The organism is Streptomyces sp. NPDC058257, from assembly GCF_042881845.1.
GTDB lineage: Bacteria > Actinomycetota > Actinomycetes > Streptomycetales > Streptomycetaceae > Streptomyces.
Map to the genome: position 1 here is coordinate 96,814 of NZ_JBHVXJ010000029.1, position 18,798 is coordinate 115,611.

Below are 18,798 nucleotides of genomic sequence, written 5' to 3' on the forward strand. Positions count from 1 at the left end.
CATGGTCACCCAGAAGCGCCCGGCGGGGAAGAGTCCCGCACCGACCTCTGGCCGGACACTGCCGAAGGGCCCTGCCGGCGTGTTCGGTCAAGGCAGAATCTCGACGTATCCGTCGGTTCCGTGCACAAGGATCCGCTGCCCGTCCCGGATGAGACGAGTGGCCTGGTCCACGCCCACGACGGCCGGCAAGCCGTACTCCCGGGCGATCACCGCGCCGTGGGTCATCAGGCCGCCCACCTCCGTCACCAGGCCCGCGATGCCGACGAACAGCGTCGACCAGCTGGGGTCCGTGAAGGTCGTGACCAGGATGTCGCCCGGTTCGAGATCGGCCTCCGCCATGTCGAGGACGACGCGGGCCCTCCCCTCGATGGTCCCGGCGGAGACCGGGAGGCCGGTCAGGGCCCCGGCCGGCACGTCGTCACGCCGGTACGCCCCGGTGACGGCCTCGCCGTCCGATGTGAGGACCCGGGGCGGCGTGAGCGCGCGGTACGAGCGGAACGCGTCCTTGCGCTGCTGAATGAGCCGTTCATCCACCTGGTTCGAGCGCGCGATGTCGTGCAGCTCCTGGAACGTGAGGTAGAAGACGTCCTCCTTCTCAGGAAGCACGTCGGCCCGCACGAGGCGCTCGGCCTCCGCCAGCAGGGCCTGCTTGTAGACGAAGTAGCGGCTGACGATGCCGTACTTCGGGTACTCCCGGTAGCCGATGAAGGTGCGGACACGGTCGATCATCCGCTTGGTCTCTTCGGCTTTCCGCTCCCCGTCCGGCAGGTCGCGCAAGCGCGACAACACGTCCTGTTCCTTCTCCTGCGCCTTCCGCCGCCCTTCCTCGAAGCGCCGCTCGGCGGCGCCCGGCTCGAAGTTCCGCACGTTGTCGAGGATCGCGGGTACGAGCGTGGTGGGGTGCTCGCGCCAACGCGGCCTCGTGATGTCGATCTCGCCCGCGCAGCGCATGCCGTACCGATCGAGGTAGGCCTCGATGGCATCGCGCGCCTCGGTCCCGCCCGCGACCTTCGCCAGCTCGTCCAGGAAGGCCGTGTCGTCGACGTGCTCGACACCCCGCAGGAACGCCACCGCCTCCGGCCACGGGCGGATCACGTCCGCGACGTCGAGCAGTGCGAGGCCCATCTCGGAGGTGATGTTGCCGGGGGCGGACAGAGTGAGCGTGTCAGCCGCGTTCTTCTCGCCGAGCCACTCCTGCAGTTTGTCGTTGAGCCACCACGTGGCCTCCATCCCCGCCATGATCGCCTGCATGTTCAGCGGGTCGCCGAGGACTCGCTTGTGCTCATCGAATGCCTCGATGAGGAAGTCGAACAGCTCCGGTCCCCTCTTCGTCCGGATGTCGCGCTCAAGGGCGGCGACGGACTTCTGGCTGCGCTCGATCAGCTCGGTGACGACGGCCGGATCCGTCTCGACCGGGGCGGACGCACCGCGGACCGGTGGCCCGCCTGGACCCGCGTCCGGGAGCGACGGGACGAAGTCGCCGCGGTCGATGACGGTCTCCAGCGCGTCCCTGATCAGCGGATCGGATCTCCCTATGAGGTCCAGGAAGCCGGCGCGGCTCGCGGGCGCGGCCAGGCGCCGGGTGGCGTCGACGAACAGCCTCCCGCCGGCTTCGAGCATCGGCGCCATGGCCGTCAGCTGCCACATGGAGATCCCCAGGGGCTTCATGGGGTCGGTCATCATCTGCTGATGACCGACGGACAGGTAGACGTGATTCTCCTGGTCGCCGATCTCGGGGACGGGGAACAGCGTCGTGATCGGCCGGCTCTGAACGATCTGGAAGTCGTCGTCGACCAGGCACCATTCGATGTCCTGCGAGCGTCCGAAGCGCGCTTCGATCCGCCGTCCAAGACGCACGAGCCGTACGACCTGCTCATCCGTCAGCGCCGGCTCCTCCTGCCGCCGCGAGTCGATCGCCACTTCCTGCGTACCGCCGGCCGGCAGGGCGTGCACGGCACGCTGTTTGGCGGCGATGGTCTTGGCGACGACTTCGCCGTGTCGCACCTTGAAGACGTCCGGGTTCACCAGGCCGGAGACCAGCGCCTCGCCGAGGCCGAAACCGGCGTCCACGGTGGCGACCTTCCGGTTGCCCGTGACGGGGTCGGCCGTGAAGAGGATGCCGGCCGCATGCGGGAAGGCCATCTGCTGCACGACCACGGCCATGTGGACCGTACGGTGGTCGATGCCGTTCCTCTCGCGGTAGGTCACGGCCCGCTCGGTGAACAGCGAGGCCCAGCACCGGCTGACGTGCTCAAGCACTGCCGTCGGCCCCACGACGTTCAGGTACGTGTCCTGCTGGCCTGCGAAGGAAGCCGTCGGCAGATCCTCTGCCGTCGCGCTGGACCGGACGGCGTAGGCGGCCTGCTCGCCGGTCCTGGCCAGCGCGCGGGTGATCGACGCCGCGATATCGCCCGGGACGGCGATCGTCTCGATGGTCCGGCGAATCTGCGCGCTGAGCGTACGGACCGCCTCCCGGTCGTCCGGGTCCAGGCGCGACAGCTGATCGATCCGGTCGTCGATCGACGGCTCTTCCGCCATGATCCGCCGGAAGGCGTCCGTCGTCACGCAGAAGCCGGTCGGTACGCGGATGCCCTCGATCCGTGAAAGGCCGCCCAGGTGCGCGCCCTTGCCACCGACGACCGCGACCTGCGTCTCGTCAGCCCCCTGAAGTTCCCACACGTACCGCTCGATCATCGCGATGCCTCCGAGGCAGTCGTGTCCCGTTGCGCTGCACTGGCCGATCGAATCACCGGCGCCTCATTTCCGCAGGTTGTGGCCCAGATCGAGGATTTTGCGCCATCACCCGGGTCTTGCCGCAAGCCCCCCGGTGCGCTATACGTTGAGAAGGGCAAGGAGAGAGATCTCCTCGCCCTTTTTCGTGCCGTCCGCCGGACCGGCCTGCTTCCTCGTCAGCCTGTCGGTCCGGTGACTTCCTGGGTCCCCAGGACGGCGAGCAGATCGAGGAGACCGGCGCTTACGGTGCCGACCGCGGGGGTGAACCAGAGCAGCCGCTGCCGCCCGTCCTCGCTGAACAGGTTGAGGCAGTTGACCTCGATCAGGCCCAGTGTGGGGTGGTTGAGGCGTTTGCGGTCGTCGCGCCGGAACGCCACGTCGTGGTCGGCCCACAGAGCGGCGAATTCCGGTGAGGCGTCGAGCAGCGAGCCGATCAATGTGCCCGCTTCGGTGTCCTTGGCATCGCGTCTGGCGGCAGCCGCCCGCAGGTCGGCGACGAAGGCCCGGGACTGCCCCTCATGGTCGGCTTCGGGATACAGCCGCCGGGCGTCGGGGTCGGTGAACCACCGGTGGACGAAGCTGGCCCGAGTGCCCCGGAGGCCGGAGTGGTCCCCGAGCAGCGCCACCGCCAGCGGATTCTGTACCAGGGTGACGTGCAGGTCGGTGATGACCTGTGCGGGTGTCGATGTCAGACGGGTGAGCAGGTCGAGCATGCCGGGGTGGACGTGCGAGGACGGACCGCCGTGCGAGGGCACCGGGCGGTCGGCCAGGTGATAGAGGTAGTCGCGCTCGTCAGCGGTCAGCCGCAGCGCCCTCGCAAGGGCGGCGATCATTTGCTCGGAGGGCTGGGATCCGGCGCCGCGTTCGAGTTCGTTGTAGTAGTCCACCGACGCGCCGGCGAGCTGGGCGACCTCATCGCGGCGCAGCCCGGGCACCCGGCGCCGGGGCCCCTGGGCGAATCCGACGTCGGCCGGGCGGATGCGTGCGCGCCGCGAACGCAGGAAGGCTCCCAGCTCGGTGTATTTCGCAGAACTCATGCCTGCCATTCTGCGTCCGGCCTGGTCACCGACACAGGGGATGACATCCCCTGGCTCCGCCGTCCGGTGCGGCGCATCGTGGAGGACATGACTACGAACCACCACACCACCACTCCCCCTCCGGCGGCCGAGCGGGTCGCCGTCGTCACCGGCGGATCACGCGGCATCGGCCGGGCGGTCTCGCTCAAGCTCGCCCAGGACGGCCTTGCCGTCGTGGTGAACTACGCCCGCGACGCGGCTGCCGCCGACGAGACGGTGACGGCGATCACCGCCGCCGGCGGGCGGGCGGTCTCAGTGCGGGCAGACGTGGCGGACGAGCACGCGGTCGCCGCGTTGTTCGACCGGGCGGAGCAGGAGTTCGGCGGCGTGGACGTCGTGGTGAACTGTGCCGGCCGACTCGCCCTGTCGACCGTCGCCGACCTCGACCTGGCGGTGCTCGACTCCGTGCACCGCACCAACATCCGCGGCACCTTCGTCGTCGCCCAGCAGGCCGCACGGCGACTGCGCGCGGGCGGCTCGTTCGTGGGGTTCTCGACCTCCGTGGTCGGCACGCGGTTCCCCGCCTACGGTGCGTATGCGTCGAGCAAGGCAGCCGTCGAGTCGCTCACGCTGATCCTCGCCCGCGAGCTGCGCGGGCGGGACATCACCGTCAACACCGTCGCCCCCGGCCCCACAGCCACGGACCTGTTCATCGAGGGGAAGACTCCCGAGCAGATCGACCAGCTCGCCAAGACCCCGCCCCTGGAGCGCCTGGGCACCCCGGAAGACATCGCCCAGGTGGTCGCCTTCCTCACCAGCGGGGCAGGGCACTGGGTGAACGGCCAGGTCCTGCGAGCCAACGGGGGCATGGTGTGACCGCCGTCCGCTGACCCCACCGCCACCGGGAAGACTTCCACGCGAGGAGAGACACGCATGCCTTTCGCCCATTTCAAGGTCCCCGCGGGCACCGTCACCGCCGAGGACAAGAAGAAGCTCGTCGAGCGCACCACCGACCTGTACGCGGAGATCTACGGTGAGCGGGCCCGCCCCACCACCGTCGTGCTCATCGACGAAGTGGCCGACGGCGGCTGGGGGGTCGCCGGCCATGTCCTGACCGCCGCCATGCTGGGCGGCGACGCCTGACCTCCACCTTCTGTACGGAGTCCTGCCGCACGGGGTTCTGGTCACATGCTTGACGTACGGCGGCGGGGAGCTCGCTCGAAGCAACAGTCGCCGCACAGACCGCCGCCCGGGCATCGGTAGTAGAGGCAGCAGCTGCGCCGCCGGAACGCTGTGCCGCTCAGGGTTCCGGTGCCGCGCAGGTCGGGGTGGTCGAAGAGTTCGGCTGCCAGCGCCCTGGCGCGCTCCCCCACTTCGGTACGCCCCATGCGCCGCGCCCAGGTGTCCAGTTCACGGGCCGCACCGGCGAGCGCGGAGCCCGCGTTGCCCCACAGCAGAGGTGTGGAGATCCGGTACCGCGTGCGCAGGGCGTCGGCCAGGGGCGCCAGATGGCCGAGTTGTACGACGTCGCGGATGCTCGCGGCATCGCCGGGCCGCGTCGTCAGGTCCGTCAGCCACAGGTCGTCGGGGGTGCTTCCGTCCGCGTCCCAGTGCAGCGACGCCGGGTCGAGGTCCGGCACTTCGCCGTGCAGCGCGGCCGAGCCGAGCGCCACGGACCACAGCCGCGCCGCGAGCCCCAGCTGCGCCACGGAGACCCCGATCCGCAGATCGGGCGCGCCGAGGCGGTCGGCGACCTTGTCGACGCGGAACGCGAGGGGCCCGTCGTCCCCCGCGTACACCCGCGCCAGGGGCGCCACCCGGGCGCCGCCCGGCGGCGCCCCTGTACGCAGGGCGAAGAATCCGCCGACGGACGCGACTTCTGTCAGGTCGAGAGGGGCTTTCACGACAGCAGAGCCTAGGCGTCCCGACGGAACAGGGCCGTCCACAGGAAGGGCTCACCGAAGTACGCGGAGTCGGCCGGTTCGTCGCGCATGCGGCGCAGTTCGACCTCCGTGAGGTCACAGAAGATCCAGCGCAGGGACTCCGGCGTGTAGGCCAGGCCGCCCTGGAGTGCGGACGCGCGGTAGAGGTCCGCGTCGGGCAACTCGGAGCCGGAGCCCGCGTCCCCGGCGGCGAAGCTGGTGAGGGCGAGGTGGCCACCGGGGGCGAGGGCGCGATCGAGCAGGGAGAGGTAGCTGACACGGCGGTGGGGCGGCAGGTGGTGGAAGCAGCCCGAGTCGTGGATCAGGTCATAGGGGCCGCTCAGCTCGGCTTCCGCGAGGGCGAAGGCGTCGCCGCGGTGGAAACGGATGTCCGCCCCGGCCTCGCGGGCCCGCTCCTCGGCCCAGGAGACGGCCGCCGGGGAGAGGTCGACGGCGTCCACCTGGAATCCCAGGGAGGCCAGATACAGCGCGTTACGGCCGGGACCGCAGCCCAGATCGAGGGCCCGGCCCGGGGTGAGCAGGCCCCGGTCGACGTACGAGGCGAGGTTCTCGTCCGGTTTCGCCACGAAGAACGGGACCGGCCGCTCACGATCGGCGTAGAAACCGTCCCACCAGCTTGCCGCGTCAGCGGTCCACCGGTCGGCTTCTGGCGCGAACAGGCCGTCCATGAGCTTCAGGACGTCGTCGACAGTGCGTATGTTCCGGTGCATCCGGACCCCTTTCCCCGAGGGTCGAGAATACGGCCGGTCACCACAAAAGCCCAGGTCAGACGGTATTGCCGTAAGTCCGTAGGCGGGCGCTGGAGGGGCTGGGAGCGGCGTAGAAGGACGGGTGTCCGCAAGAGGTGCGCGGGCGCGCCCACGCCGCGTCCAGTGGCCTGGTGAGGGCGTCCTGAAGGGCCCCCACGCACGAATTTTCGAGACTCTGGATGATCCAACGAACCATTGCGTAACCCACCCGGGGGAGGACATCTCCCGGGCAGTACTCCATCGGCAGTAGGACCCAATGCCTGCTGAGGTACGACGACGTGGAGCGAAATCCGCGAGATCGTAGGGGGTATGGAAGCCGACCGTTCGCCGCACCGGACGCCCCGGGCCCACCAGGGGGCGCATCGCAAGCCGTGGAGCACCTCATGAGTGCCCTCACGCTCGCCGTGCTGCTCTCCCTCGTCTCCGCCGTGGCGTACGCGGGCGGGGCCATTCTCCAGGAGCGCGTCGCCGTGAGCACGCCGGAGCGGCGGTACGCCCCGCTGCGCCGCGGCGCGTGGTGGGTCGCCATCGGGCTGAACGGACTCGGCGCGCTGCTTCACGTGGTGGCGCTCGCGTACGGGCCGCTGAGCCTCGTGCAGCCGCTCGGCGCCCTGACCATAGTCTTCGCCTTGCCGATGGCCGCCCTCTTCGTCCGCCGCAAGGCGGGGGCCACCGCCTGGCGCGGCGCGATCATGGCGACCGTGGGACTCGCCGGGCTGCTCTCGCTGACGCGGTCGGCCGACGCGCAGTCCCTGGACAGCGCGGAGCGGCTCATGGTGGGCCTGATGACGGCGGGCGCCGTGGTGGCGCTCATCGTCGTGGCACACGCGGTGCACCGGCATCCGGTGGTGCGCAGCGTGCTGCTCGCCGGTGCGGCGGGTGTCGCCTTCGGTATCGCCTCGGTGTTCACCAAGACGGTGGCGGTGGACCTGGACGCGGACGTAGCCCTGACGCATCAGATCCCCAGCCTCGCCGTGATCGCTGTCCTGGCCGCGGCCGGTGTGCTGATCTCGCAGGCCTCGTACCGAGGCGCGGGCCTGGCGGCGCCGCTGTCGACGGTGACCGTCGTGAATCCGGTCGTGGCCGCCGCGGTGGGCCTCACGCTCTTCGGGGAATCGTTCCGCTACGGCACGGCGGGTACAGCCGTCGCCCTGGGCTTCGGCGTCGTCGCCGCGGGCGGTCTGATCCTGCTGACCACGGAGCGGATCGGCGCGGCGCAGGGTGCTCCGGCACCGACGGTCCCGGTCGCCAAGGGCGGTCCGGTGGCGACGGACGCCGTGCCCATCGAGCCGCACGCCGACGAACTGCGTGCCGACGAACTCCGTGCGGTTCCCTCCCAGCTCCCGACCGGGTCGCACCGACGGGTGCCGTTCCGCCACGGCCGCGAGCACATCGGCTCCTGAGCCGGGTCGGCCCGCACGTCCTGAAGCCCCTGGGGGATCCCCCAGGGGCTTCGGTCGTTCAGGAGCTCTCAGACCCGGACGCCCTTGGCCCGCAGATACGCGAGCGGGTCGACGTCGGAGCCGAAGCCGGGTCCGGTCCGCACCTCGAAGTGCAGATGCGGGCCCGTGCTGTTGCCGGTGGACCCCGAGCGCGCGATGCGCTGCCCCGCGCCCACCTTCTGCCCGGCCTTCACGGTGAGCGCCGAGAGGTGGCCGTACTGGGAGTACTTGCCGTCGGCGTGCCGGATCACCACTTCGTAGCCGTACGAACCGCCCCAGCCGGCCGAGACCACCGTGCCCGCGCCGACGGACTTCACCGAAGTCCCGGTGGCCACGGGGAAGTCGACTCCCGTGTGGTAGCCCTTGGACCAGGATCCGCCCGCCGCGCGGTACGGGGTGCTCGGCGAGGCCGCCACGGGCGCGGAGAAGCCCTGTGATGCCTGGGCGGGCTTGGCCTTGCTGGGCTCGGCCTTCGCCTTCTTCGGCTCGGCCTTCGGCTTGGACTCGGTCCGCTGCTTCGGTTCCGTCCGCGGCTTGGGCGCGGCTTTCTGCTGGTCGGCCTTCTTCTGCGAGGCCTGCAGAGCGAGCCGCTGGCCCGGCGTGATCAGGTCGGGGTCGCCGCCGATGGCCTTGCGGTTGGCTTCGTACAGCTGTCGCCAGCCGCCGCTGACCCGGCGCTCGTCGGCGATCCCGGAGAGGGTGTCGCCGCGGACGACCGTGTACATCTGGCCGCGGCCCGCGGTGGACTGCGGGGTCACTTCCGGCTTGACGTCCTTGGCCTTGCGCTGGGGGGCCTTGGGCTCCGCCTTGCGCTGGGGGGCCTTGGGCTCCGCCTTGTGGCCGCCCATCGGCTTGACGTCGGGCGCGTCGCCACCCCGTGCCAGGCCCGCCCGCTCCGAGCAGACCGGCCAGGCCCTGGGGCCCTGTGCCTTGAGGACCTTCTCGGCGACGGCTATCTGCTGGTCCTTGGTGGCGCGGTCGGCGCGCGGGGCGTAGGCGGTGCCGCCGTACGCCGCCCAGGTGGACTGCGTGAACTGGAGGCCGCCGTAGAAGCCGTTTCCGGTGTTGATGCTCCAGTTGCTGGTGGACTCGCACGCCGCGACCTTGTTCCAGGTGTCGACGTCGGCGGCGTCCGCCGTGCCCGAGGCGATCAGCGGGAGCGCCATCCCAGCGCCGCCCGCCGTGACGGTCAACGACGCTCGGTTGATCCGGTTCGGCTGATACCGGCGGTGCCGACCGCGTACGGCCATGGGAGCCCCCTCAGTCACACACATCACAGTCACGTCAGACACACGACAAGGCGGCAAGTTAGCCCGTCCGACCCGACCATGACAAGGGCGCACGACCAAGAGGGCCCCGCGCCGGTCAGCCCTTCAAGTGAAGCGGGAGCCAACGGAGTTGGACGCTCTGCTGATAGGGGCCACCGCCTTCATGATCGTTGAAGGAGTACACCTCCATCGAACGCTCCGGCCCCGCATAGGAGTTGTGGGCGGCGAACACGGTGGACGGCGGGCACGTCAGATCCTCGAGAGCCGCCGAGAAGAGCGCGGGCGCCGTGCCGCGCGCGGCGAAGTGCACGCCGTCGAAGTACGCCAGCGTACGAAAGACGCGTTCCTCGCAGCCGCGCTTCGCCTTCATGTAGAGCGCGATCTCGCGGTACGGCGGCCGGTCGGTGAGGGTCGTGGCGCGCGGGAAGTCGCACAGGAACGGTACGTCGGACGCGATCGCCGCCAGATCGGGGACGAGCCCGCCGACGGCGAGCGTGATCCCGCCGCCCTGGCTGCCGCCGACCGCGGCGACACGCGAGGAGTCCACCAGCGGATGTGCACGGGCCGCCTCGACGGCCCGGACGCCGTCGGTGTAGACACGCCGGTAGTAGTACTCGTGGGGGTCCTCGATGCCGCGCGTCATGTAGCCGGGGTAGGCGGGCCCGCTGCCGACCGGGTCGGGGGTGTCGCCCGCCGAACCGCCGCTGCCCTGGCCCCGGGTGTCCATCACGAAGTGCGCGAAGCCGGCCGCCGACCACAGCAGACGCTCGTGCGGGAGACCACGGCCGCCGCCGTATCCGATGTACTCGACGACGACGGGCAGCGGCTCGGTCGTCCCGGCGGGCAGTATCAGCCAACCTCTGACGGGGTGACCGCCGAACCCCGCGAACGTCACGTCGAACACGTCGACCGTGCTCAGGTGCGTCTCGACGGGGACGAAGCGGGCGTCCAGGTCGTGCTCACGTGCCGCCGAAAGGGTCTTCTCCCAGAAGGCGTCGAAATCCTCGGGCTCGTTCACATCAGGCCGGTAGCGGCGCAGTTCGTCGAGCGGCATGTCGAAATGGGGCACGGGCGGCTCCTCCGTCGGACACAGTGTCGGAATGTCACGCTACGCCGCGGGGCAATACTGGCGAACACAGGCGGCACTTCCACTTCCAGGAGCCACGGCATGAGCAGCACGTCAGCCCAGATCGGTGTCACGGGCCTCGCGGTCATGGGGCGCAATCTGGCCCGCAACTTCGCACGCAACGGCTACACCGTCGCCGTCCACAACCGCACGGCGGCCAAGACCAAGGCGTTGGTCGAGGAGTTCGGCCACGAGGGCGATTTCATCTCCACCGGGACCGCCGAGGAGTTCGTCGCGGCCCTGGAGCGCCCCCGCCGCCTCGTCATCATGGTGAAGGCGGGCGAGCCCACGGACGCCGTCATCAAGGAGTTCGCCCCGCTCCTGGAGCCGGGCGACATGATCGTCGACGGCGGCAACGCGCATTTCGCGGACACCCGGCGCCGTGAGCGTGAACTGCGCGAGCAGGACATCCACTTCGTCGGCACGGGCGTCTCGGGCGGCGAGGAGGGCGCGCTGCTCGGCCCGAGCATCATGCCGGGCGGCTCCCCCGAGTCGTACGCCTCGCTCGGTCCGATGCTGGAGAAGATCTCAGCGAAGGCCGAGGACGGCGCGCCGTGCGTCACCCACGTCGGCGCGGACGGCGCGGGGCACTTCGTGAAGATGGTGCACAACGGCATCGAGTACGCGGACATGCAGCTGATCGCCGAGGCGTATCAGCTCCTTCGCGATGTGGCGGGCTACTCCCCCGCGCAGATCGCGGACATCTTCCGCACCTGGAACACCGGCCGCCTGGACTCGTATCTGATCGAGATCACGGCGGAGGTCCTCAAGCACGTGGACGCCGCGACGGGCAAGCCGTTCGTGGACGTCGTCCAGGACCAGGCCGAGCAGAAGGGCACGGGCCGCTGGACCGTGCAGATCGCCCTCGACCTGGGTGTTCCGGTGTCGGGCATCGCGGAGGCGGTGTTCGCCCGCTCACTCTCCGGCCACTCCGAACTGCGCGCGGCGTCACAGGACTTGGCGGGCCCGACGGCACGTCCGCTGAACGAGTCCGAGGCCGCGGCGTTCGCCGACCAGGTCGAGCAGGCGCTGTACGCCTCGAAGATCGTGTCGTACACGCAGGGCTTCCACGAGGTCGCCGCGGGCAGCGAGGAGTACGGCTGGGACATCGACCTGGGCGCGGTCGCCGCCATCTGGCGCGGCGGCTGCATCATCCGCGCCGCCTTCCTCGACCGCATCCGCGCCGCGTACGACACACGCGCGGATCTGCCGAGCCTGCTCTCGGACAAGACGTTCGCGCAGGAGATCGGCGCGGCCCAGGACGACTGGCGCGCCGTCCTGGTCGCGGCCACCCGACAGGGTGTCCCCACGCCGGGCTTCTCGGCGGCCCTCGCGTACTACGACGCGCTGCGCGCCGACCGGCTGCCCGCCGCGCTCACGCAGGGGCAGCGGGACTACTTCGGTGCGCACACCTATCGGCGTACGGACCGCGAGGGGTCGTTCCACACCCTGTGGGGCGGGGACCGCTCGGAGGTGCGGGCCTAGGGCCTGCCGTAGGACTTCCGTCCGCCGTCAGACCGGCTTCGGCTCCGTCTCGGGCTCCGGTCCCGGGGGCGGGAGCGGGGTGGGCGGCGGATCCGGCGTGGGACGCGGCACGGGCCCGGGGCCCGGTCCGGGCGTGGGGCGCTCGGGTTCGGGCACCGGGCTCGGTCCGCCGGGGTCGGGGATCGGGCTCGGCGGCACGGGGTCGGGGTACGGGACGGTCATGTCTCCTCCATCGAGTCGGAGATCGGTCGTGTCCACTCTCTCCCGCCTCGCGTGCCCACGCCTGCCGAGTTAACGCGTCCCGGTGCCGTCCGACCTCAGTCCTGGGTGCGGCGGAGCCGCACGACGGGAATGTCGCGATCCGTCTTGGCCTGATAGTCCGCGTAGGGGGCGAACAGTTCGACGAGGCCCGGCCAGACCCTGGCCTTGTCCGCGGCCGACAGGGTCTGCGCGCGAGCGGCGAACCGCTCCTCGGTGCCTACGCGGAGCCGTACGTCGGGCTCGTCGACGATGTTGCGGTACCACAGGGGGTGCTCGTCGGCTCCGCCGTTCGAGGCCACGATGAGGTAGTCGTCGCCGTCGCGGCCGTAGATCAGTACGGTGCGGCGCAACTGCCCCGTGCGCCTTCCGCGGTAGTCGAGCAGCAGGCAGGTGACACCCTGTACCCCGGTTCCCTTGGTGCCGCCCGACTCCTCGTACAGTCGGGCCTGGTCGGCCACCCAGCCGGTGGGACTGATCACGGCTTCTTCGTCCCGCTGCGCCATGTCCGCTCCTGTGAAGTCGAAGGGGTACGCGGGAGGTGAGATGTCGCTCACCTCCCACGATCAGCCTACGACTTGGCGTCCGCGACGCACCGGAGAACAGCCGCGCGCAGTCCGGGGCGCGGGCTGGAGACGACGGGCACGGGGAGCGTGGTGCGATCCGCCGCTTGCGCCATGGACGCCTGGGCGAGGACGACGGAGTCGACGCCGTCCAGGGTGTCGACTGCGTCCGCGATCAGGCGTGCGTGGCCTTCCCTGTCACCGGCCTCGAACCGCTCCCAGGCGCCGTCCACGAGGACCGTCGTGACGTCGACGGGCCGCCCCGCGCGGGCCGCCTCGTCCTCGACGAGGGCGCGGGTCGGGCCCAGGGTGCTCTCCAGGGTGGCGACGACGGCCACGGCCCGCCCCGCGGCCACGGCCAGGGCCGCCATGGGCCGGTCGACCCGCACGAGGGGCACACCGACGGCGGCGGCGCGGGCCTCGGCGACGGCGCCGATCGTCGAGCAGGTGCAGAGCACGACACTCGCCCCTTCGGCGACGGCCCGTACAAGCAGTTCCTGGATGTCGTCGGCCACCGCGTCAGGGCCTTCGGCGCGGGCCCGCGCGAGCAGGTCCTCGTGGACCAGGTGCCGCAGGACGAACCCGGGGTGGTCCTGGTCCCGCAGCCCCTCGAAGACGGGGACGTGCACGGGCGATGTGTGCAGCAGGGCGAGTGTCATCGGCTCTCCTGGAGTTCGTGCGCGGCCTGCGGGCTACGTGCCATGTCGTGAGCGCCCGGCACCGGCGCGGCCGCGTCGTCGCCGAGGGCCACGACGCGGTTGTCCTCGCCGTCGACGTGCACGACCTTGGGCCGCAGGGTGCGTGCCTCTACGTCGTCGACCTGGGCGTAGCTGATGATGATCACCCTGTCGCCGGGGTGCACGAGGTGGGCCGCCGCGCCGTTGATGCCGATGACACCGCTGCCGCGCTCGCCTTCGATGGTGTACGTCTCCAGGCGGGCGCCGTTGGTGATGTCGACGATGTGTACGAGTTCACCCGGCAGTAGGTCGGCGGCGTCGAGGAGGTCGGCGTCGATGGTGACCGAGCCCACGTAGTGGAGGTCGGCCTGGGTGACCGTGGCGCGGTGGATCTTGGACTTCAGCATTGTACGCAGCATGGAGGCACTCCGGAAGATAGGCTCCCTGCCTGAGTTTTTGCAGGTCAAGGGCTCATTATCGAGCGTACAACGTGTCGCGCGCCCGGACAGCCGCTCCCGGTTCCTTCAGGTCTCACGCTGCCCAAACGCCCCCCCTTCTCGACGCACCGTCAGAGCGCGGCCTGTCGTCGTCCGGCCAGTTCACCGTCCGGTCCATCGGCTCAGCCGATCCGTCCGGCTAGGCCTGGCCGCCGCCCGGCCCCGGAGAATAGGCGGCTTCCGGACACCTGCTCGGGCGGGATGGGACTATCCTGAGGTACGGACGTCCTGGACCCCGGCGGACCTGTTGTTCCTCAACACGGATGTTGTTGCTCAACACGGATGGTTGCGGGGAGCGGACCCTCTTCTTCCGATCACCCGTTGCATCCCCTGGAGGGAACGGGGCAGTTCCCTGTCCGTTGGACAGATTGCCGGACCGTCCGTTCGCGGCCTCCGCCGAATGTATGCCCTTGCCGGGAGCGTCCCAGAGGAGCCGGTGGTCCGGCCACACCCCATGACTCCGCCGGCAAGTCTCCGGGACGAGGTGTCATGTCGTTACCACCGTTGAACGTCTACCCGCACGACAGAAGGACCCGGGCTCCGATCACCCTCGCCGGCGGGATCGGCCTCAAGACGGTGCCACTGACGCGCACACCCCTTGGGCAGTGTCTGCGCGACGGCAAGGGGCTACTGTCCGCTCTCGTACCGGCTTCCCTCCCCGCCGCCCCGGTGCCATCTCCCGGCGTGCTCCAAGACGTTGCACCGGCTCGCTCCGGCCGGACCTGCCGCTTCGGGCGGTGGGCTGTGGCCGCCTGGACGAGGTGGCCCGGGTGACACTCGAAAGCCGGTCGCCCCGGATCCGCGTACTGGTCGCCGAGGAGGCGGCCCGGCATGGTGCTCGGATCGGCGTGATGGATGTGTGCACGGCGGCGGTGGCCGCGCTTCCGGTCGGCGGTGCCGGTCTCTCGGCGATGTCGCGGACCAGCGCGAGCCATCCTTTGTGCAGTACCGATCCCATCAGTGAGCGTCTGGAGGAGCTGCAGCTGATGTTGGGCGAGGGACCGTGTGTGGATGCCTTCACGCACGGCTCCGCGGTCCTGACGCCCGACCTGCGGGACAGTGAACTGCGGCACTGCTGGCCCGTGTTCGCTGATGCGGCGCTGGTGTCCGGAGCGCGGGCGGTCTTCGCGCTGCCTCTGCAGAACGGGGCGATCAGCCCCGGGGTTCTGGACCTGTACGCCCGGGTCCCGATCCGATTGAGCGGGGAAGAACTGGCCGACGCACTGGCTTTCGCTGATCTCGCGACGCTGGTCCTGCTCGACACGCGGATCGACGAGACATGTGGTCTCCCCGGTGACGGGGCGCCGATAGGGCACTTGGAGGACCTGGGCGGGTACCGGGCGGAGATCTCCCAGGCCACCGGCATGCTCATCATCCAGCTCGGCGTCGGTGTCGAGGAAGCCTTCGTCCGGCTGCGCGCCTACGCCTATGCCCAGGGGCTCCGGCTCACCGTCGTGGCCGCCGACGTGGTGGCCCGCCGGCTCCGCTTCTTCCCGGACGCGGAGCCGATCCGGACCGGTGGGGGTGCCTGACGCCCCGTGCTCAGTCCGAGCGGCGCACGATGCCGCCGTACTCCCCGCGCCCCCTCCTCCCCTCCCGGCAGGGCTAGCCTCCATAAAGGGTGTTGACAATGAATGAGCGACTCCTGGCCAAGACCTTCGTCGAGCTCGCGGACACGCTGGTCGCCGACTTCGACCTGATCGACTTCCTGCGCCTGCTGACCGACCGCTGTGTGGGGATGCTGGGCGTGAGCGCCGCCGGAGTGCTGCTCGCGGACCGCGACGGCGCACTGCGCGTGATGGCCGCCTCCGACGAACAGGTGCGCCTGCTGGAACTCTTCCAGCTCCAGAACGACGAAGGCCCCTGCCTTGACTGCTTCCGCACCGGCACGCCGGTGACCGTCCCCGACCTGCGTACGCAGAGCGCCCGCTGGCCTCGCTTCACCGCCCAGGCCCAGCTCCACGGCTTCGGCGCGGTCCAGGCTCTGCCGATGCGCCTACGGGACGAAGTCGTCGGCGCCCTCAACCTCTTCCGCGCCGCTCCCGGTCCCTTCGACCCGGTCGGCACGCCCATCGCCCAGGCTCTGGCCGACGTCGCCACCATCAGCCTGCTCCAGCAACGGTCCACCCATCGCGCCACTGCCCTCAACGAGCAACTGCAGACCGCGCTGAACAGCCGCGTACTGATCGAACAGGCCAAGGGCAAGCTCGCCGAACGCCACAACATGGACATGGAACAGGCATTCATCGCTCTGCGCCGCTACGCCCGCGCCCACAACCGCCGTCTGTCCGACGTGGCCCGCGCATTCGTTGAGGACTCCGAACCCCTCGCCGGTCTGACGTCCTGACCCAGGCCACGAGGTGTCGTCTCCCAGCCCTCGATCGCCGTGGAACGCCCCCGTAAGGAGGCCCGATACGCCGTGCTCGCAACGGCCTGCCGAGGCAGGCCACCATCGTGTTGACGGGAGTCGGCCGACGCCTCATCCGGCCCAGCGCCCCGTCAGGAAGGTGAGGGTGACGACCGTCGTGAGCGGGGCACCCAGGCACAGGAAGACCGTGGTGACCCGCGGGCGGCGCAGGCTCCAGCCGGCCAGGGCGATCCACAGCGGCCACCACACGAGGGTGGCGCGGGGGATGGACATGTACCAGTACGAGGTACCGAGGGCCCAGAGGTTGAGGGCGAGGTAGAGGGCTTCGGGCCATCGGCGGCGCCGGATCAGCAGGGCGAGCAGGAGGAGACCTACGGCCATGGCTACCAGTTCGGCCTGGAACATACCGGCGTACCCGGTGCTCTGGACGTGGGAGAACGCGGCGTCCCAGGTACGGGACCACGCCTCCCACGGTGTGTGGAACACGCGGTGCCAGCCGCGTTCCTGCGCGTGCTGCCAGGCCATCCAGTCACCGGTGTGCGCGTGCAGATACCAGCTGTAGAGGGCGGCCGGGAGCGCGGGCAGGGCCAGCCAGGGCAACGAGCGCCAACGTCGGTGGGTGCGGGAGGTGAGCACGAAGTGCAGGGCGATGGCCGCGGCGAGGAAGAGCCCGGTGACGCGGACGGTGCTCGCCAGTGCCGCCAGGGTGGCGGCGAGGGCCCAGCCGTGCCGCTGGGCCGCGAGCCAGGCGGGCAGCGCCAGGGCGAGGAAGAGGGCCTCGGTGTAGCCGACGGCCAGGAACACGGCGCACGGTGACAGCAGCAGGAACAAGGCGGCGCGTCGGCCGGCTGACGGATGCCGCAGGTGGAAGCGGGCGATCCTGGCCAGCGCGAGGACCGCGACGGCCCCTGCGCAGAAGGAGATCAGCACTCCTGCCACGGTCCAGTGCGGCACCACGAGGTGGACGGCGCGCAACAGGAGCGGAAAGCCGGGGAAGAAGGCCTCCCGGTTGTCCCAGTCACCGAGTGCGGGACCGGCTCCGCCGGGGAAGTAGCCGTCGCGCGCGATGTTCACGTAGTGGGCCCAGTCCCAGTGCTCGAAGGGAGCGAGGACGCTGTCCGGGTACCGGGTGTCCGGCTTGGCGGGGTAGAGCCAGCGGGCGCAGTAGGCGGTCATCCAGATGGCCACGCGCGTCAGCAGGTACAGCCACAGCACTTCGCGGTCGGCGGGCGAAAGGCGCGGGGCGGCGCGGCCGGCGGGCGGGACGGTACGGCCGTCCGGTCCTTCCCACCGGGGCTGCACCGGCGGCTTGTCGCCGGGCTGTACGGGGGCTGTCGATCGCTCGGGCGGCCGCGTGACCGAAGAGGGTATAGAAGGCGACATAAAGGGCACTTCCGGGGTGGGTGCGGGCATGCGGCATCGGCCGGTGGGGCCCGCCGGGTCACGGGTGTCAGGGCAGGGGCGTGCGGAGCAGTCGGTCGTGGAGCCGGGTGCGCGGTGCTCGGCGGCTCAGCGCGCGGGCGGGCCCGAGCTGCTTGGTTCGCCGGGCGGAGGAGGGGTCGATGACACGGAGGTGGGCGGCGGGGCGGTGTCCAGCGGCGACGGCGCGGGCTGGGACGGTGCGTTCGCCGGGGGTACCGGTGCCGGGTCGCCCGGCAGCAGCGTGGCGGCAGCCGCTCCACCACCCCCCAGCACCAGGCACGCGGCGAACGCGACCGCGGTGCGTCGGCGGCGCTGCGACTTCCTGCCGCGCTCGGCGATCCGCGCGAACGGGAGTGGCCCTGCCTGGGCCTGGCCGCGGTCGGCGGCCTGATGGAACAGCGAGCGCAACGGGTCATGCGGCTCAGACATCGAAAGCCTCCTCCTCGACACGCGAGTCCTTGAGGCGGTCGGCCAGCGCGGCTCGCCCACGGAACAGATGGGTCTTGACCGTGCCGCTGGACACGCCCGTCTCACCGGCGATCTGCTCGACGCTCAGATCGCACAGGTAGTGCAGGGTCATCGTGCGGCGCTGCTGGGCGGGCAGGGTGCGCAGCGCGTCCACGAGCACCACCGCCTCGGGTCCTGGCCCCTCGGTGTCCGGCGGTGCGCCGCTGCGCTGCCAGGCATCCGCGGTACGCCGCCCAAAGCGCCAGCGGCTCACCGCGAGGCGCCAGGCGGTGGTGCGGATCCACGCTTCCGGCTGTCCGTCACGTTCGAGGCGGCGCCGATGCCGCCATCCCCGCACGAACGCCTCCTGCACGACGTCCTGCGCCTCGTGCAGGTCGCCGAGCATGACGTACAACTGCCCCGTGAGACGCGTGACCGTCTGCGCATAGAACTTTTCGAACTCCTCGACGGTCAACGGCCACTCCTGGATCTCTTTCGTTTCAGTAGGCATACGCCTGCCGAGGTCGATCCGGTTGACACCGACGCAGAGATAATGGAGTGACCGTCGTCACGTGCGCCACCGTGAGACGACTCCCGCCACGCTCCTGGCCGAGTAGACCCGCTCCACTTCACGGGGACGATCCCGGCCGTGCGCACGGCACCGCCCGCTCTCGACTGAGGTGCCTCTCCCGACCGGAGGCAGGAGCACCGACAGGTCGGGGTCGACGCCGATTCGGCCGCGCGGCACCAGGAAGCGCACGCAGAACGCGCCGGACCGGCTGGAGTGCCCCAGCCGGTCCGGCG

20 protein-coding genes are annotated in these 18,798 nt (G+C 70.7%); 6 read left to right on the forward strand and 14 right to left on the reverse strand.

The genetic code is table 11. The features are described from left to right. Positions 1-87: 87 nt before the first annotated feature. Together rph and ACFVXC_RS39665 are read right to left on the reverse strand one after the other, a co-directional pair. Positions 88-2,694, reverse strand: a complete 2,607-nt coding sequence (gene rph, locus ACFVXC_RS39660; RefSeq protein WP_389916180.1) for a rifamycin-inactivating phosphotransferase — start codon at positions 2,692-2,694, stop codon at positions 88-90. A 215-nt stretch (positions 2,695-2,909) separates the two neighbouring features. Then, positions 2,910-3,779 carry a helix-turn-helix transcriptional regulator gene (locus ACFVXC_RS39665; protein ID WP_389916182.1) on the reverse strand — a complete coding sequence of 290 codons (870 nt, stop codon included), beginning with the start codon at positions 3,777-3,779 and terminating at the stop codon, positions 2,910-2,912. 78 nt (positions 3,780-3,857) lie between these two features. On the opposite strand from ACFVXC_RS39665, the gene ACFVXC_RS39670 reads away from it, so the two are divergent. After that, positions 3,858-4,625, forward strand: coding sequence for an SDR family oxidoreductase (locus ACFVXC_RS39670; protein WP_389916184.1), 768 nt, complete (start codon positions 3,858-3,860; stop codon positions 4,623-4,625). Positions 4,626-4,682: 57 nt separating this feature from the next. Beyond that, on the forward strand, positions 4,683-4,892 hold the full coding sequence (locus ACFVXC_RS39675) for a 4-oxalocrotonate tautomerase family protein (RefSeq protein ID WP_389916186.1): 210 nt from the start codon (positions 4,683-4,685) through the stop codon (positions 4,890-4,892). 41 nt (positions 4,893-4,933) lie between these two features. Here ACFVXC_RS39675 and ACFVXC_RS39680 read toward each other — a convergent pair whose 3' ends face one another. Continuing rightward, positions 4,934-5,653, reverse strand: a complete 720-nt coding sequence (locus ACFVXC_RS39680; RefSeq protein ID WP_389916188.1) for a (2Fe-2S)-binding protein — start codon at positions 5,651-5,653, stop codon at positions 4,934-4,936. 11 nt (positions 5,654-5,664) lie between these two features. Then, positions 5,665-6,402, reverse strand: coding sequence for a class I SAM-dependent methyltransferase (locus ACFVXC_RS39685; RefSeq protein WP_389916190.1), 738 nt, complete (start codon positions 6,400-6,402; stop codon positions 5,665-5,667). 422 nt (positions 6,403-6,824) lie between these two features. On the opposite strand from ACFVXC_RS39685, the gene ACFVXC_RS39690 reads away from it, so the two are divergent. Then, positions 6,825-7,844 (forward strand): DMT family transporter, encoded by a 1,020-nt coding sequence (locus ACFVXC_RS39690; protein ID WP_389916192.1) that lies wholly within the window; start codon positions 6,825-6,827, stop codon positions 7,842-7,844. 68 nt (positions 7,845-7,912) lie between these two features. Here the strand turns inward: ACFVXC_RS39690 and ACFVXC_RS39695 are convergent, their stop codons facing one another. Beyond that, complete coding sequence (locus ACFVXC_RS39695; protein WP_389916194.1) at positions 7,913-9,133, reverse strand: transglycosylase family protein; 1,221 nt, start codon at positions 9,131-9,133, stop codon at positions 7,913-7,915. Positions 9,134-9,248: 115 nt separating this feature from the next. Beyond that, positions 9,249-10,220 (reverse strand): acetylxylan esterase, encoded by a 972-nt coding sequence (locus ACFVXC_RS39700; RefSeq protein WP_389916196.1) that lies wholly within the window; start codon positions 10,218-10,220, stop codon positions 9,249-9,251. 99 nt (positions 10,221-10,319) lie between these two features. On the opposite strand from ACFVXC_RS39700, the gene gndA reads away from it, so the two are divergent. After that, entirely contained in the window at positions 10,320-11,762 is a 1,443-nt protein-coding gene (gene gndA / locus ACFVXC_RS39705; RefSeq protein WP_389916198.1) for an NADP-dependent phosphogluconate dehydrogenase, read from the forward strand. Between the two features lie 27 nt (positions 11,763-11,789). Here the strand turns inward: gndA and ACFVXC_RS39710 are convergent, their stop codons facing one another. The 4 genes from ACFVXC_RS39710 to panD all read right to left on the reverse strand — a co-directional run bounded on the left by ACFVXC_RS39710 (position 11,790) and on the right by panD (position 13,679). Further along, complete coding sequence (locus ACFVXC_RS39710) at positions 11,790-11,984, reverse strand: hypothetical protein (protein WP_389916200.1); 195 nt, start codon at positions 11,982-11,984, stop codon at positions 11,790-11,792. A 95-nt stretch (positions 11,985-12,079) separates the two neighbouring features. After that, complete coding sequence (locus ACFVXC_RS39715) at positions 12,080-12,526, reverse strand: nitroreductase family deazaflavin-dependent oxidoreductase (RefSeq protein ID WP_389916202.1); 447 nt, start codon at positions 12,524-12,526, stop codon at positions 12,080-12,082. A 65-nt stretch (positions 12,527-12,591) separates the two neighbouring features. Further along, positions 12,592-13,242 carry an aspartate/glutamate racemase family protein gene (locus ACFVXC_RS39720; RefSeq protein WP_389916204.1) on the reverse strand — a complete coding sequence of 217 codons (651 nt, stop codon included), beginning with the start codon at positions 13,240-13,242 and terminating at the stop codon, positions 12,592-12,594. Then, positions 13,239-13,679, reverse strand: a complete 441-nt coding sequence (gene panD / locus ACFVXC_RS39725) for an aspartate 1-decarboxylase (RefSeq protein WP_389916206.1) — start codon at positions 13,677-13,679, stop codon at positions 13,239-13,241. Before panD ends, ACFVXC_RS39720 begins: the two co-directional genes overlap by 4 nt. An 848-nt stretch (positions 13,680-14,527) precedes the next feature. On the opposite strand from panD, the gene ACFVXC_RS39730 reads away from it, so the two are divergent. Together ACFVXC_RS39730 and ACFVXC_RS39735 are read left to right on the forward strand one after the other, a co-directional pair. Then, entirely contained in the window at positions 14,528-15,289 is a 762-nt protein-coding gene (locus tag ACFVXC_RS39730) for an ANTAR domain-containing protein (protein ID WP_389916208.1), read from the forward strand. A 98-nt stretch (positions 15,290-15,387) separates the two neighbouring features. After that, positions 15,388-16,104 carry an ANTAR domain-containing protein gene (locus ACFVXC_RS39735; protein WP_389916210.1) on the forward strand — a complete coding sequence of 239 codons (717 nt, stop codon included), beginning with the start codon at positions 15,388-15,390 and terminating at the stop codon, positions 16,102-16,104. Positions 16,105-16,236: 132 nt separating this feature from the next. Here the strand turns inward: ACFVXC_RS39735 and ACFVXC_RS39740 are convergent, their stop codons facing one another. The 4 genes from ACFVXC_RS39740 to ACFVXC_RS39755 form a co-directional block, all read right to left on the reverse strand. Beyond that, positions 16,237-17,508, reverse strand: coding sequence for a mannosyltransferase family protein (locus ACFVXC_RS39740; RefSeq protein WP_389916212.1), 1,272 nt, complete (start codon positions 17,506-17,508; stop codon positions 16,237-16,239). Between the two features lie 126 nt (positions 17,509-17,634). Beyond that, positions 17,635-17,976, reverse strand: a complete 342-nt coding sequence (locus tag ACFVXC_RS39745) for a hypothetical protein (RefSeq protein WP_389916214.1) — start codon at positions 17,974-17,976, stop codon at positions 17,635-17,637. Further along, entirely contained in the window at positions 17,969-18,469 is a 501-nt protein-coding gene (locus tag ACFVXC_RS39750; RefSeq protein ID WP_389916231.1) for a SigE family RNA polymerase sigma factor, read from the reverse strand. The genes ACFVXC_RS39745 and ACFVXC_RS39750 overlap by 8 nt, the downstream gene beginning before the upstream one ends. Before the next feature lie 93 nt (positions 18,470-18,562). Continuing rightward, a partial coding sequence (locus ACFVXC_RS39755; RefSeq protein ID WP_389916216.1) for a hypothetical protein occupies positions 18,563-18,798 on the reverse strand: 236 nt, incomplete at its 5' end.